This is a genomic window from Vibrio caribbeanicus ATCC BAA-2122, from assembly GCF_000165125.1.
In the GTDB taxonomy this organism is placed as follows: Bacteria; Pseudomonadota; Gammaproteobacteria; order Enterobacterales; family Vibrionaceae; genus Vibrio; species Vibrio caribbeanicus.
On record NZ_AEIU01000091.1, the window covers coordinates 58591 to 73855 of the forward strand.

Annotated in this window: 15 protein-coding genes; 9 read left to right on the forward strand and 6 right to left on the reverse strand. The window is 41.4% G+C overall.

The window, feature by feature from the left end; translation table 11 throughout:
• Positions 1-20: 20 nt before the first annotated feature.
• The 3 genes from RH40_RS15010 to RH40_RS15020 all read right to left on the reverse strand — a co-directional run bounded on the left by RH40_RS15010 (position 21) and on the right by RH40_RS15020 (position 2117).
• Entirely contained in the window at positions 21-758 is a 738-nt protein-coding gene (locus RH40_RS15010) for a copper homeostasis protein CutC (RefSeq protein ID WP_009602464.1), read from the reverse strand.
• Positions 759-821: 63 nt separating this feature from the next.
• The gene (locus RH40_RS15015; protein WP_009602465.1) at positions 822-1124 is read right to left on the reverse strand and encodes a YebG family protein; all 303 of its coding nucleotides are present in this window, start codon (positions 1122-1124) and stop codon (positions 822-824) included.
• 102 nt (positions 1125-1226) lie between these two features.
• A complete protein-coding gene (locus RH40_RS15020; protein ID WP_009602466.1) occupies positions 1227-2117 on the reverse strand; it encodes a LysR family transcriptional regulator in 891 nt (296 codons plus the stop codon).
• A 102-nt stretch (positions 2118-2219) separates the two neighbouring features.
• On the opposite strand from RH40_RS15020, the gene RH40_RS15025 reads away from it, so the two are divergent.
• Positions 2220-3182: a TDT family transporter gene (locus tag RH40_RS15025; protein ID WP_039954790.1), complete on the forward strand. Its 963-nt coding sequence runs from the start codon at positions 2220-2222 to the stop codon at positions 3180-3182.
• Here the strand turns inward: RH40_RS15025 and RH40_RS15030 are convergent.
• Positions 3179-5041 carry a sigma-54-dependent Fis family transcriptional regulator gene (locus RH40_RS15030; RefSeq protein ID WP_009602468.1) on the reverse strand — a complete coding sequence of 621 codons (1863 nt, stop codon included), beginning with the start codon at positions 5039-5041 and terminating at the stop codon, positions 3179-3181. The genes RH40_RS15025 and RH40_RS15030 overlap by 4 nt on opposite strands.
• A 335-nt stretch (positions 5042-5376) precedes the next feature.
• Here RH40_RS15030 and RH40_RS15035 point away from each other — a divergent pair, with 335 nt between their 5' ends.
• From RH40_RS15035 to RH40_RS15060, 6 genes are all read left to right on the forward strand, one after another.
• Complete coding sequence (locus tag RH40_RS15035; RefSeq protein WP_009602469.1) at positions 5377-6468, forward strand: ABC transporter ATP-binding protein; 1092 nt, start codon at positions 5377-5379, stop codon at positions 6466-6468.
• Position 6469: 1 nt separating this feature from the next.
• Positions 6470-7570, forward strand: coding sequence for an ABC transporter ATP-binding protein (locus tag RH40_RS15040; protein ID WP_009602470.1), 1101 nt, complete (start codon positions 6470-6472; stop codon positions 7568-7570).
• On the forward strand, positions 7570-8433 hold the full coding sequence (locus RH40_RS15045; RefSeq protein ID WP_009602471.1) for a carbohydrate ABC transporter permease: 864 nt from the start codon (positions 7570-7572) through the stop codon (positions 8431-8433). The genes RH40_RS15040 and RH40_RS15045 overlap by 1 nt, the downstream gene beginning before the upstream one ends.
• 10 nt (positions 8434-8443) lie before the next feature.
• Positions 8444-9268: a carbohydrate ABC transporter permease gene (locus RH40_RS15050; protein WP_009602472.1), complete on the forward strand. Its 825-nt coding sequence runs from the start codon at positions 8444-8446 to the stop codon at positions 9266-9268.
• 11 nt (positions 9269-9279) lie between these two features.
• Positions 9280-9552, forward strand: coding sequence for a DUF2160 domain-containing protein (locus tag RH40_RS15055; RefSeq protein ID WP_009602473.1), 273 nt, complete (start codon positions 9280-9282; stop codon positions 9550-9552).
• Positions 9553-9662: 110 nt separating this feature from the next.
• Positions 9663-11381, forward strand: coding sequence for an ABC transporter substrate-binding protein (locus tag RH40_RS15060; RefSeq protein ID WP_009602474.1), 1719 nt, complete (start codon positions 9663-9665; stop codon positions 11379-11381).
• A gap of 171 nt (positions 11382-11552) precedes the next feature.
• Here the strand turns inward: RH40_RS15060 and RH40_RS15065 are convergent, their stop codons facing one another.
• Positions 11553-12362: a sulfite exporter TauE/SafE family protein gene (locus RH40_RS15065; RefSeq protein ID WP_009602475.1), complete on the reverse strand. Its 810-nt coding sequence runs from the start codon at positions 12360-12362 to the stop codon at positions 11553-11555.
• A gap of 338 nt (positions 12363-12700) precedes the next feature.
• Between RH40_RS15065 and RH40_RS15070 the strand changes: the two genes are divergently transcribed.
• Both RH40_RS15070 and RH40_RS15075 read left to right on the forward strand, forming a co-directional pair.
• Positions 12701-13678 carry a DUF1852 domain-containing protein gene (locus tag RH40_RS15070; RefSeq protein WP_009602476.1) on the forward strand — a complete coding sequence of 326 codons (978 nt, stop codon included), beginning with the start codon at positions 12701-12703 and terminating at the stop codon, positions 13676-13678.
• A gap of 28 nt (positions 13679-13706) precedes the next feature.
• Positions 13707-14732: a methionine synthase gene (locus tag RH40_RS15075; protein WP_009602477.1), complete on the forward strand. Its 1026-nt coding sequence runs from the start codon at positions 13707-13709 to the stop codon at positions 14730-14732.
• Positions 14733-14859: 127 nt separating this feature from the next.
• Here RH40_RS15075 and RH40_RS15080 read toward each other — a convergent pair whose 3' ends face one another.
• Entirely contained in the window at positions 14860-15228 is a 369-nt protein-coding gene (locus RH40_RS15080; protein ID WP_039954793.1) for a VOC family protein, read from the reverse strand.
• Positions 15229-15265: the final 37 nt, after the last annotated feature.

Below are 15265 nucleotides of genomic sequence, written 5' to 3' on the forward strand. Positions count from 1 at the left end.
ATATTACTTTCAGTGCGCTATTAAATCATGAGTGCGTTAACCACATCAGCGATCTTATTTTGATCGGTAATGGGTATTTCTCTGTCGTCAATCTCTTCGTTTCCCATCTGTGCATGAGTCAATAACGGCATTTTACTCGGTCGGCTTGTTTTACCTGAAAGATGTATCTGTCTGACACCAGTCACCTTTGCTATGTTGGCGACATTGGTCGCATTGATGCCAGCGCCCGCCATTACTGCTATTTGATTACTTTTTACCATAGCAGAGATGATTGGCAGTCCTTTAGCTGCACTTGAGGCTTGGCCTGAAGTCAGAACTTGATCAAACCCCAATTGGCTAATGGTTTCTAGTGCACTTTGCCAATCTCTCGCGTGATCGACGGCACGATGGAATGTTGTACCAAGTTGGTGAAGTTTTGCTCTTTCGACAAGCAAATGATTGGCGTTGATGTCCACATTACCGTTTACGTCCAATACCCCAAATACCACACCGTTTAGTCCCGCATGTGCCGCTGCATCTATGTCTTCTAACATTAGCTCTAATTCATTTTGACTGTAAATGAAATCACCTTGCCTTGGCCTGATCATGGCATAAACAGGTATGCTAGAGAGCTTTGCTGCTTTTACCATCATACCAATACTGGGAGTTAGGCCACCGAGTGCTAATGCGCTGCATAATTCAATACGAGTCGCACCACCTGCGATTGCATAAGCTATGGATTCAAGGTTATCGATGCAAACTTCGATTTGATACGTCATATGGATTATGATGAAGAGAGTGAAGTAAAATGGATTCGCCCTCATATAGAGGGCGAATAAAGATTAAGCAGCGTCTTCTTGCGCCTCATCATCACCATCAATGGCTTCAGGCTTGGGCGCTTTTTTGGGTGTTGGTTTACGCTTTGCGCCGAGCGCATACAAAACGTCTTCTTTATTCTGAGCGAGGAACATCGCGAGGTCTTCTTGCTTTCCTTCGTCCTCAAGTAGTTCACTTTTACCCAAGAGTTCATAGAGTTCGTCTGCCATATCTAGCATTTTGTCATAGGCATCTGCTTCCGCTTTAGAGGTAAAAGTCATTTTTTCTTCTCCGTTGCGTTCTACCACGTACTTGACGATTACAGCCATGGTTGTTCCTCTAGTTCCAATTGTTAAAATTCAGTCACTGTCTTTTTATACAGATTTTAATTTATCAAGTCCAGCGATGGCCTGCAGTTGCTTGCTAAGTGCTCAGTCTTTACTCCACTGATGACAAAATTCAATAAAGTTTTTCAACAATGGGGTTTGATATTTTTCTTTATGAACGAGTAGCCAATAGCGTCGTTTCATATCTAAAGACGTGTGAATTTCTTTCACCCTTCCATCATTGATGGCACTTTGTGCCGCTAGCCTAGAGAGGCAACCAAATCCCAAGCCCGCAGACACGCTATTGATCAAGGCTTCGGTAGTATTGAGCTGAAAGGACTCTTGCCAATGCTCAATACGTGGGGCAATCACGCGCAGAAAAAACTCTCTGGATCCTGAACCTGGCTCACGAAGAAGCCAATCACTCTGTTCTAATGCGCTTAAGGAAAAAGGGCTTTGTTGAAGTATCGGTGATTCCGGAGCACATATAATGCACATTTCATCTTGGCTAAATTGTGTTGAATGGAGCTGAGAATGTAGGGTTTTACCTTCGATAAGTGCAAGATCTAGCTCGTAATCAATTAACTTTTGGCAAATTAACGCAGAGTTTGAAATAAACAAGCTTTGCGAGGTGTGTTGTGAATGTTGACGAAAGTCACTCAATAGATACGGTGCGACTTGATTTCCTATGGTGTCACTTGCTCCAATCTTTAACTGACCAGATAACGCTTGATCATCAAATAAACGCGTAATTTCTTGAGAACGTTCGATAATTTCATCAGCAAGCGGTAGCAGCTTTTGTCCTTCCTGATTGAGAATAAGTCGATTATTGACGCGGTCAAATAATGAGTGGCCGAGCTGTTTTTCTAATTCAGATAAAGCCATGCTGACCGCTGCCTTAGAAAGAAAGAGTGCTTCAGATGCTGCGGTAAGGGTATTGTTTTGAGTAATAGCTATAAAAGTTTTCAACTGCTTAAGAGAGATGTTAGCGGCCATAATGCGTTTGGAAATACTGAACGTTGGTTTGAATTAATTATATATTATAAAACAAACAACCTAGTTAAACTGTGCGTGTCACTAGAAAATATTAGGATTTTGATGATGAAATCAGCAAAAGAGAAACTTTTTTATGCCCCAACCCCCATAGCTGGTCTCGCTCTAGGTGTCGGTAGTCTTGGTTGGTGCTGGGAAAATGCTTATGCTTTTAACGGAATTGCTCAGTGGGCTGGTGCGATTATGGCGGGCTCTTTGCTATTGCTCTTGTTTGCCAAATTTTGCTTTCATCCGAATCAGTTAAAATCTGAACTTGCCCACCCTGTCGTGGGAAGTGTCCTTCCAACTTTTGCTATGGCTCTGATGATAGTGTCGCACTCAATCGGACAATTCATCCCAACTCTTGGTGATGGTATCTGGTTGTTTGCTGTGGTAATACATCTCATTTTCCTGATCACTTTTGCCTATCACAGAATTCAAGATTTTCAATTGCACCAGATGGTCCCTAGCTGGTTTATTCCTCCTGTTGGAATCATAGTAGCGGATGTTTCATTTTCGGGTAACTCAGTATTGGCCCCGATTGCCTACGTTGCATTGTTTCTGGGCATGGCCGCTTGTGCTGTGATGTTACCTTTTATGATATACAGATTGATTTTTACTCGACAAATTGCGGCTAATGAGAAACCAACCATTGCAGTACTTGCTGCACCTGCCAGCGCAACGTTAGCGGGCTATCTTAGTTTAATGGAGAATCCTTCTCCTGTGATCATTGGTATTTTATTTGGTATCTCAGTACTAATGACCAGTGTTATCTATTGTGCTTTTTTCCACCTGCTTAGACTGCCATTCAGTGCCGGTTTTGCTGCTTATACTTTCCCCATGGTGATTGGCTCTACGGCTTTATACAAGTTGGCACATTGGATGGAAAGTCAAGGTATCCCTAATAAGTATGTCATGCAGATAAATGGGTTAGCCTACTTTGAGTTGATTATTGCTACAGCAGTTGTGGCTTACGTATGTGTTCGCTACGTGACCTTTTATTGTTCTGACCTAAAGGAAGCGTATTAGCGAAGTCCTCGTTCCCTTAAACGCTTATATAAGGTATTGCGACTGATACTAAGCTCCTTGGCCGCCGCAGATACGTTCCGCCCACATTGTTCATAAGTTTCGAGCCAGTTATCGTCAAGTTCAGGGGCCGATATTGCTGATGAGAGTAAGGTAACATTGCTATCGGCGTGGGAATGTTGTATATCGTGCATAAAATCATCAGGCAAATCATCAATCATAATCGTATTGCCATCTGCCATTGCTACAGCAATTTGAATCACGCTGACCATCTGTCTGATGTTTCCAGGCCAAGGGTGTTGACAGAAAAGCTTGAGAACATCAGGGCTTACCGTTATTTCTTGACTGCTTTCATTGCACTTTTCGAGCAGTCGTTGAACCAGCACTTCTTTGTCTGAACGCTCTCGTAGTGAGGGGAGTGATAGGTTTAATCCTGTTACTCTATAGTAGAGATCTTGCCTAAAGGTTCCTTGTTGGACATCGTCTTTCAGGTTTCGATTCGTGGCTGATACCAGTTTAAAATCAACAGGATAGGCTGCGGTTGAACCAAGAGGTGTGACGGTACGCTCTTGTAATACCCGGAGTAATCTTGCTTGAACATTAAGTGGCATGTCCCCGAGTTCGTCCAGAAACAGTGTGCCTTTGTCAGCTTTTCTTATTAAGCCAATGGAGCCTTTTTGGTTTGCCCCAGTAAACGCGCCTTTTTCGTAGCCAAATAACTCTGATTCAACTAAGTCAGGCGGTATCGCAGCGCAGTTAACGGCAATGAGAGGGGAATGTTTTCGCTGACTAGATTGGTGCATGGCATTAACAAAAACTTCTTTACCAACACCAGTTTCACCATGAATCAAAATCGGAATATCTTTATTGATGAGGCGGCTGACTTGTTTTATCGCTTTTGCCAGTTGTGGATCACCTGTATCGAGTTTTTGCAGATCAAAAGGCGTGGTTGTTGTTTTTTGAGCTCCTGCAGCCGAGGTGTCACGAAAATCAATTTTACGTCCAACAGGGATACTTGGTGGAATCGTCATTGCGTAATAACTGAACTTTTCTTTTGAACGTATCTCAGCAGGGGTAAAAGATGGGTGAGACAAGAGTTTTTCAAGTTTGATATCAAATAACTGTTCGAGTGATTGCAGCGCCAGATCTTGACCAAGAACAATTTCGGCTCTGCGATTGGCCGAAACGATCATCCCTTGCTCGTTAAAAACGAGCAGTGATGACCACTGGCTATCAATATTTTCAGGCGATGTATTGAACCAAAGTAAAAAATGGTTGCGATGAAATTGAGAAACGATCAACTGGTTTTCTATCGCTTGTGACATTAATTTAACCATACCTAACGTGTGAGAGCTAGGAATGTATGCGTCACTGGCAATAGACAATACTCCTGCCATTTTCCTTTCGGCATCAAAAAGTGGAGCAGCAGAGCCTGTCATAAAACGATTGGAACTTAAAAAGTGCTCATCGTGGAAAACTTGAACAATAGATCCTGTTTCTAACGCAGTACCAATAGCATTGGTGCCAATCAGACTTTCTTTCCAATTGACCCCATTTTGAAAGACTTGGGGTTGGTGTTGGTTAAAAAAGCGTTGCTCCCCCCAATTATTTAGAACATGCCCAGATGGGCTTGCCAACGTTATTAAGCAGTTACTATTGGCCAATAGACTGTCGTAGAAGGGCAGTACTTTTTGTTGTGTTGTCGAGAGCAAGCGAGCATGTTGCTCGATATTCTCCGATAGGATCTGGCCATTTTGTATATCAATAATAGGTTCACTATTGTGGAGCAAACCAAATTCTCTACATCGTTGCCACGAATGCTCGATCATTGATAGATGTTTTTTGTCGATATTAGTGGCCATAATCGGTATTCCACAAATCTAAAGTTTCTGTCGTTTGTATTTCGCTTATCATCGTTATTGTTCAGAAGCGAAAATATAACATATCACTCAGTTGAACACTTTGAACACTTTGAACACCTGATGAACACATTTTATTAACATTTGTTAACCAGATCTCATCCACTCCGAACTGACCAAGATAGTGTCCTTATTGAGTTTTTGGTCATGTTATCCTTATGTTTCAATGCTTGTATCGAGGTTTTGTAAAAAAAATGTATAAAAAATGAAACTTGGCATGACTCTCGCTCTAATGAGCAATATCGAAAATTTGATATTCGCAGGGAAAGGAGCATTTAGTGTCATTAACACTGGAGCAGGTAAGTAAATATGTTGACGGAGAAATGCATATATCAGACGTCAACCTGACATTTGAACCCGGTTCATTCAATGTCCTTCTTGGGCGTACATTAGCAGGGAAAACATCATTAATGCGCTTGATCGCTGGTCTGGACCGACCAAGCTCTGGTCGTATTCTTGTTAACGGCGTTGATGTCACAGGAGTGTCAGTACGAGATCGAAACATATCTATGGTCTATCAGCAGTTTATCAATTATCCCAATCTCACAGTATTTGAGAATATTGCTTCTCCGTTACGTTTGTCTGGTATGTCTCGAGATGAAATAAATCAGAGAGTTTATCAAACTGCCGAGATGCTGCGCATTACAGAACATCTTAAAAAATACCCGCTTGAATTATCAGGAGGGCAGCAACAAAGAACGGCAATGGCTCGAGCATTAGTTAAAGATGCTGAGATAATTTTGTTTGATGAGCCGTTAGTGAATCTTGACTACAAATTACGTGAAGAATTACGTCAGGAAATGCGTGAGCTGTTTCAAACTCGCCATACTATTGCGATTTATGCGACTACAGAACCAAACGAAGCTTTGGCTTTAGGGGGAACCACTACAATTCTTCATGAAGGAAAAGTGATGCAGTCAGGGGCTACGGCTTCGGTTTACCATCGTCCTGACAATGTTGGATCTGCCACTTTATTCAGTGAACCTCCCATCAATCTGATACGTGGAGAGGTCAATAGTAATGAGATCACTTTTGACAAAAGTGCCCACTTTCCACTCAACCAATCACTTAGCAACTTAGAAAGAGGAGAATATCAATTTGGTATTCGTCCTAGTCATCTAAGCCTTTTGCCTAAACATGATGATGATGTTGAGTTGACCGTGCAAGTTGAAGTGGCAGAGATAAGTGGTTCTGAGACTTTTCTCCATGTGCGTAATGCTCAACTAGATATGGTTCTTCATCTTGCGGGAGTTCATAGCTATGAAGTCGATGAAACCATAAAAATCTATATTCCTATCCATAAATTCTATGTCTTCGGGATGGATGACGTACTTGTTCATGCCCCTAGTCGCAACATCAGAGGGCAATAACATGGTACAAATAAGCTTAAATTCTCTTGCCCACACGTATGATAAAAAGCCTTCAGAGTCATCCGTGTACGCGATTAAAGAGATGAATCATGTATGGAAGCAAGGTGGAGCGTACGCTCTACTTGGCCCCTCAGGATGTGGTAAGTCGACGCTACTTAATATCATTTCAGGTTTGATGAGCCCATCTCAGGGAGATGTCATGTTTGATGATATACGTGTCAACTCAATGCCTCCGCAAGATCGTAATATTGCGCAGGTTTTCCAGTTTCCCGTTATCTACGACACCATGTCAGTTTACGATAATTTGGCTTTTCCTTTACGCAATATGAAGGTTCACCAAGCAAAAGTACATTCAAAGGTCACCGAAATTGCAGAGATTCTTGAACTGACCAGCGTGCTGTCAAAAAAAGCACAACATCTAACCGCAGATGAAAAGCAAAAGGTATCGATGGGGAGAGGTCTAGTCCGTGATGATGTCTCTGCAATTTTATTTGATGAACCTCTGACGGTTATTGATCCACAACTAAAGTGGAAGTTGCGCCGTAAGCTAAAACAGATTCATCAGCAGTTTAATATCACTATGGTTTACGTTACTCATGACCAACTTGAAGCGTCTACGTTTGCTGATGAAATTGCAGTTATGTACAACGGGCAAATTGTTCAATTCGGAACACCCAGAGAGCTATTTGAACGGCCTAACCATACTTTTGTTGGTTATTTCATTGGTAGTCCAGGAATGAACTTGCTTGAAGTGCATCCGACAGAGAATGGTGTCATGTTTGATGGGGTCGAAGTGCCTCTATCAGATGCTTACCGACATGCGATAAACAAAGCCAAGAGCCAAAACATCAAAATTGGTATTAGACCAGAGTTTGTACATGTTTGGGAAACTGCCAACCAGTCAGCATTAAAAGCCAGTGTGTTGCATGTTGAAGATCTGGGTACTTATAAAATCATCACATTACTTGTTGGCGAGCAGCAAATCAAAGCTCGGCTGCAAGAGGATCAGCCCGTACCAGAGAAGCAAGCCTATATAAGCTTTCCTGAGCAATGGACCATGCTCTATGTCGATGAATTCCTTGTTAATATTGGAGAGCTGTGATGGATAAAATAACCAATAATCGCGCTTGGTTCCTTGTTCTGCCAGTTTTTATTCTGGTTGCTTTTAGTGCCATCGTCCCCTTAATGACGGTAGTCAATTACTCACTGCAAGATATTTTTGATGCCAATACCGCTTACTTCGTAGGGACGGAGTGGTATCGGGAAATCTTAAATGATGAGCGTTTGCATGGCGCCTTATTACGGCAGTTCGGTTTTACTTTTACCATTTTAATGATTGAAGTGCCGCTCGGTATTCTGGTTGCTCTGATGATGCCAACTCAAGGACGCTGGTCTGCAGTATGTCTTATCATATTGGCTGTTCCCCTTTTGATTCCCCTTAATGTCGTGGGTACGATTTGGCAGATCTTTGGTCGGGCAGACATTGGTCTATTTGGTTGGGCATTAAATGGTTTAGGCATAAATTATAATTATGCAGGTAATCCTCTTGACGCTTGGTTAACCGTTATCTTAATGGATGTTTGGCACTGGACATCATTAATTGCATTACTATGTTACTCAGGGCTAAGAGCAATTCCTGATGCTTATTATCAAGCGGCTAATATTGATCGAGCTTCACGTTGGTCTGTGTTCCGATTTATTCAACTGCCAAAACTAAAAAGTGTTCTATTAATCGGTATTTTGATCCGTTTTATGGATAGCTTCATGATTTATACCGAACCTTTTGTTCTCACCGGAGGAGGACCGGGTAACTCCACAACTTTCCTTAGTCAGACACTAACCAAAATGGCTATTGGACAATTTGACATAGGTCCTGCGGCTGCTTTTTCAATTATATATTTTCTAATCATTTTGTTGGTGAGCTGGGTTTTTTATACAGCAATGACGCATGGTGAAAATAAGTAAGGGATTTACTATGACTATAAATAAAACTAAATCGACACGAATAGCGCATGTATTAGGGCTTACTTTTTATATTCTGTGCTTAATGTTGCCTATTTACTGGCTAGTGAATATGTCCTTTAAAGAGAATCAGGAGATATTAGGTAGTTTAAGTTTTTTTCCTGAAAATTGGACGTTTAAAAATTACCAAACCATATTCTCTGATTCGAGTTGGTATATGGGCTACGTCAATTCGATTATTTATGTTGTAATGAACATGGTGATTACGCTGACCGTTGCGCTTCCTGCCGCCTATGCGTTTTCACGTTACAAGTTTATTGGTGATAAGCATCTCTTTTTCTGGTTGCTTACCAACCGTATGGCACCACCTGCGGTCTTTTTACTTCCTTTCTTTCAGCTCTATTCTTCTGTGGGGTTATTTGACACCCATATCGCAGTGGCACTAGCGCATTGTCTATTTAACGTACCACTTGCAGTATGGATCTTAGAAGGCTTCATGTCGGGAGTTCCAAGAGAAATTGATGAAACTGCCTATATCGATGGATACAGTTTTCCGAAGTTTTTTATCAAAATATTTTTGCCGATGATCCGTTCAGGGATTGGGGTCTCGGCCTTTTTCTGCTTCATGTTCAGCTGGGTTGAGTTACTGCTTGCCAGAACGCTGACATCTATAGATGCCAAACCAATATCTGCGGTAATGACCCGAACGGTCAGCGCCTCTGGTATAGATTGGGGAGTGCTGGCGGCAGCTGGTGTTTTAACCATACTGCCAGGTGTATTGGTTATTTGGTTTGTGAGAAATCACGTTGCGAAAGGTTTCGCATTGGGTCGAGTTTAAGGAGCAAGATTATGAATTGGATGGCTTGGACCACACCGTCAGCACTATTTTTTCTCGGTATTGCACTGATTTTGTTAACAATGACGGTTCGAGAGGTGCTGTCGCCATGTACTGAGAGAAAAGGTTTTTTACCCATTACGACCACACGAGGAGATCGACTTTTTATTGGTTTATTAAGCTCTGCGTTCGTTCATTTGGGTTTTATTGGGTTTTCAGAATTATCCATTTGGGTGCCATTTACCATTTGTGTCATTTGGCTGGGTACGGTTTTAAAGTGGGGATAAAAGAGTAATGTATCACGCGCTCATACTTCATTGGCGCTGATTTAGAGTCAAGAGTATTGAGTGTAACCAGTAACGAGAAACAAGATATTCATAATTGGAGTTATGGAATAATGAAAAAGGATATTAATAAGACAGCTCTAGCAAAACGCTTAGCTATAATCTTTTCACTTGCTGCTATATCGCCATTTTCTTTTGCAGATATGGCGTCTGCGAAAAAATGGATGGTCGAAGAATTTTCTCCATCAACCCTTTCTGAAAAAGAACAAATGAAGGAGATGCAGTGGTTCATTGATGCCGCTAAACCTTTTAAGGGAATGGAAATCAACGTGGCTTCAGAGACGATTACCACTCATGAATACGAGTCTAAAACCTTAGCAAAGGCGTTTTATGAGATCACGGGTATCAAAGTCAATCATGACCTGATTCAAGAGGGTGATGTCGTTGAGAAACTGCAAACGCAGATGCAAACTGGCCGCAATATCTATGATGGTTACATAAACGATTCTGACTTAATTGGTACTCACGTTCGTTACGGTAAAGTGGTGCCTATTTCGGATTTTATTGAAGGCGAAGGTAAGAGCGTGACCAACCCATACCTTGATTTACCCGACTTCATTGGATTAGATTTTACCACCGGACCTGACGGTAAAATTTACCAGTTACCTGATCAGCAGTTTGCCAACCTCTATTGGTTTAGAGCAGATTGGTTTGAGCGTCCGGATTTAAAAGCTAAGTTTAAAAAAGAATATGGTTATGAGCTTGGCGTCCCTTTGAATTGGTCTGCTTATGAAGACATTGCAGAGTTTTTCTCAAAAAAAGTAAAAAACATCGATGGTGAACGTGTCTACGGCCATATGGATTATGGTAAGAAAGACCCATCTTTGGGATGGCGCTTCACCGATTCTTGGTTCTCTATGGCGGGAGCAGGAGATAAAGGCATTCCAAACGGTTTGCCAGTCGATGAATGGGGAATTCGTATCGAAGGTTGCAGACCTGTAGGTTCGGATGTTTCTCGAGGAGGCGCAACTAATGGTCCAGCAGCCGTTTATGCGACAACGAAATACGTTGACTGGCTCAAGCAATACGCACCACCAGAAGCGCAAGGTATGACTTTCGGTGAAGCAGGCCCAGTTCCGGCGCAAGGGTCGATTGCACAGCAAATCTTCTGGTACACCGCTTTTACTGCCGATATGACCAAGCCTGGTTTACCCGTTGTCAATGAAGATGGTACGCCTAAATGGCGTATGGCACCGTCTCCACGTGGGCCTTATTGGGAAGAAGGAATGAAGTTGGGCTATCAAGATGCTGGCTCTTGGACCTTCTTAAAAAGCACACCTTTAAATCGTCGCCAAGCGGCTTGGTTATATGCCCAGTTTGTTGTTTCAAAATCTGTTAGTTTGAAAAAGACGTTAGTTGGCTTAACTCCAATCCGTGAATCAGACATTAATTCTCAAGCCATGACGGATGTCGCTCCCAAATTAGGCGGTTTAGTTGAGTTTTATCGGAGTGATGCTCGTAAACAGTGGACCCCAACAGGAACAAACGTTCCTGATTATCCAAAGCTTGCACAGCTATGGTGGCAATACGTTTCAGAAGCGGCGAGTGGTGAAAAAACACCGCAAGAGGCTTTGGATGGTTTAGCTAAAGCTCAAGACCGAGTGATGCAAAGGTTGGAGCGAAGTGGTGCGCAAGGAGAGTGCGGTCCTAAGCTCAATAAGAAAAAAGGGCGTGACTATTGGCTCTCGCAACCAGGAGCTCCAAAAGCCAAGCTTGAAAACGAAAAACCTCAAGGTAAGACGATCGCTTATAAGGAACTAATTAGCCAATAGATACCTTTGTCAACTATGCATAACCTGTTCGACTCTTATGAGTTGGACAGGTTATTTTTTTGTCCAATGACTTTAAATTTAGATAACTAGATTTTCAAATCGTTGCCTTACCTGTAAAGCAAGCTATTCTCGCTGAACCTTGCATCTTGAGGTTACTTGGGTATCAAACCTTTAAAAAACCATCTTAGCTGCGATGATAAATAATAAGCCTGCAAACGCTTTTTTTATTGAAGCAACGGGTAATGTTTGAGTGGCTTTCGCGCCAAGTGGTGCGGTAAACCAAGAAGTACAAATTATGCCAAATAAAGCGGGTAAGTAGACAAATCCTGCAAAACCATCCTTTAAAGAAAATTGCTCAATACCTGAGCTGATGTACCCGATAGAGCCAAATAGCGCAATGACGATTCCGCAGGCTGAGGCACATCCAATCGCTTTTTTCATATCGATAGAAAAAAAAGTTAACAAAGGAACGAGCAGTGCTCCGCCACCAATTCCTATCATTGCCGATAATGCACCTGTTATGGTGGTAAAGAAAGTCAATAGCCCCTTGTTTGGTAATGCTCGCTGAGTGTTTTTTTCATTTCTTGTACTGCTATAGAGCATTTTTATTGCGATAAGCACTACACAAACGGCAAATACCGAACGTACTATTTGCTCAGGTAAAAGTGATGCGATAAAGCCGCTTAAAAGTGCACCCAAGGCGACACCAGTCATGACCCAAGGTGCTAGCGCCCACGGAACATTGCCGTTCTTATTATGAGCGATAGCCGAAGAAGTAGATGTAAATAAAATCGAGGCCAAGGAAGTGGCAATTGCCGCGATAATCGTTTGCTCTGAGGGTAAAATATTGAAGTGTATTAAGATAGCACTTAAAACTGGGACGATAATTAGCCCGCCACCAATTCCGAGTAACCCAGCGAGAAAACCCACACCACTACCCAGCAGTGCACAGTAAAAAATCAGTAGTAGAGACTCATTCATTATCTTGCTCTTCTTATATTCATGAAGCACAAATCTTACACCAATTGACTTCTTAAGATCATGAATATGTTTCATGTTACAGGTGAAAGAAAAGCGTTTTCCTTTCACTATGAGAATTCGTATAAATGATTTAAGTACCGGGGTATGGGCATCATCAATGTCTATACCCAAGTGACGTCAAAATGCAGGATTAAGAGCGATGCCACAGCGTTGAGTTCAAGGAAAATAACGAAGCGGAATAGTTGGCTCTTACCAAGTTGGGAATAAAACCTGATTACCCAAAAGTTTTTATTAAGTGATAACTGGTTGCCGTTATTTATCGAAAAGGATAGGAAAGTATGCAGATTAACGATTTTAAATTCACAATCAAAAGTTTATTCTTTGATGAAAACTACCTTCCTAACGATACGACTCGAATTACCACAAATTTTGCGAACCTTGCTAGGGGAGAAAGTCGCCAAAGTAATCTGAGAAATGCGCTGGCTATGATAAATAATAGCTTTAATTCTTTAGCACATTGGGACAACCCGAATGCCGACCGTTATTCAGTTGAGTTAGAAATTATTTCTGTTGAAATACAAGTCGATAGTAAAGAGCAGTCTTTTCCATCTATAGAAATATTGAAAACTCATGTGTTGGATCACCAAACTAATCTGCGTATGGAAGGGATTGTTGGTAATAATTTTTCTTCTTATGTTCGAGATTATGATTTTAGTGTTTTACTGCTTGAGCACAACAAAGATAAGACGGTATTCAGTATTCCAGATGACTTTGGAGAGCTACACGGAAAATTATTCAAAAACTTCATAAAATCAGATGAATACACAGAAAATTTTAATAAATTACCCGTGATATGTTTGAGTGTTTCGGATAATAAAACTTACTACCAGACTGATAATCAACATCCAATATTAGGTGTTGAATATCAGCCAAACGAGTCATCACTCACTGAACAATATTTTAAGAAAATGGGTCTTAAGGTGCGTTATTTTATGCCACCTAATAGTGTAGCGCCTCTGGCCTTTTTCTTTTTTGGCGATTTATTAAATGATTACACTAATCTTGAACTGATTAGCACTATTAGCACGATGGAAACCTTCCAGAAGATCTATCGACCTGAGATTTACAATGCCAATTCTGTTGCGGGTAAATGTTACCGACCTAATCTTAAAAACTCAGATCATTCATTGACTCAGATCGTATACGACCGTGAAGAACGTAGTCAATTAGCTGTGAAACAAGGGAAGTTTGCAGAAGAGCACTTTATTAAACCCTACCAAAGTCTGCTGGAAAAGTGGTCTACAAACGCTGTGTAACTGAAGCACTAAGACAAAGGAAATGATGATGAAAAAATTACTGCCAACCTCAACAGCCGGTAGCCTACCTAAACCTTCTTGGTTAGCTCAGCCCGAAACATTGTGGTCACCTTGGAAATTAAGTGGAACAGAGCTTATCGATGGAAAACAAGATGCGCTAAGAGCGACACTTTTGGAACAAGAACGTGCTGGCATTGATATTGTGAGTGACGGTGAGCAAACTCGACAACATTTTGTCACAACCTTTATCGAACATCTTGATGGCGTCGATTTTGAAAAGCGTCAGACCGTAACAATCAGAAATCGTTATGAAGCTAGTGTCCCTAGTGTCGTTGGCCCTATATCTCGCCCAAGATCAGTTTTTGTCGAAGATGCCAAGTTTTTGCGTAGCCAAACTGATGGTCCAATAAAATGGGCATTGCCTGGGCCAATGACAATGATTGATACTTTATATGATGGCTATTATCACGATCGTGAGGCACTGGCTTGGGAGTTTGCCAAAGTCCTCAATCAAGAAGCCAAGGAGTTGGAGGCAATAGGGGTTGATATTATTCAGTTTGATGAGCCAGCATTTAACGTATTCTTTGACGATGTAAACAATTGGGGTATCGCAGCCCTTGAGAGAGCAATCGAAGGATTGCAGTGTGAAACAGCAGTGCATATTTGCTATGGATACGGCATTAAAGCCAATACGGATTGGAAGAAAACGTTAGGAACAGAGTGGCGTCAGTATGAGGAAGTATTTCCAAAGCTTCAACAATCTAACATCGATATTATCTCACTAGAATGCCACAATTCTCGCGTACCAATTGAATTACTCTCATTAATTAAGGGTAAGAAAGTGATGGTAGGCGCGATAGATGTAGCGACTCATAAAATTGAAACCGCAGAAGAGGTCGCTGATACTCTAAGACAAGCATTGAAATACGTTGAAGCCGAGAACTTATACCCCTGTACTAATTGCGGTATGACTCCTTTACCTAGAAATGTTGCTTATGCAAAGCTGCAAGCATTAAGTCAAGGAGCAGAAATTATTCGCAAGGAGCTGTCATGACTTACTATTCAAAGGCTAATTGAGTCTATATGTTGAACCTTTTAAGGGACATACTTGAGGCATAGCCTCTATTTGTATGTCCTCTTCTCGCTAGTTCTAGCATCTTGAGGTTACTTGGGTATTACCCTTATACAGATTGGGTAAACACTCTTATTCTATGTTCATCGGGGTCTTTAGCAACAAAGTTATGCCCATAGACAGCAGTTTGACACTCTTGCTCAAACTGAACACCAAGTTGTTTCCAAGTGTTGAATAGACTATCAAATGATACTTTATCCGGCATATGAAGCGATAACTCTGTCCCTCCACCTTTTACCGAGCTTTTTGGGTTTAATTGGCTGGCCAGCTTCAATGAGATTTGTATGTTGTCTACACAATTTAGCTGAGCAAAGGTTGGAGATAGTAAAACTGGATCACAGTCAAATAACCTAGTATAAAAATCAATGTTTTTATTGATATTATCAACATATAGTACAATGGAATCTAAATTCAAAATATATATTCCTCTTTAATCTTTATCTATTATATTAATT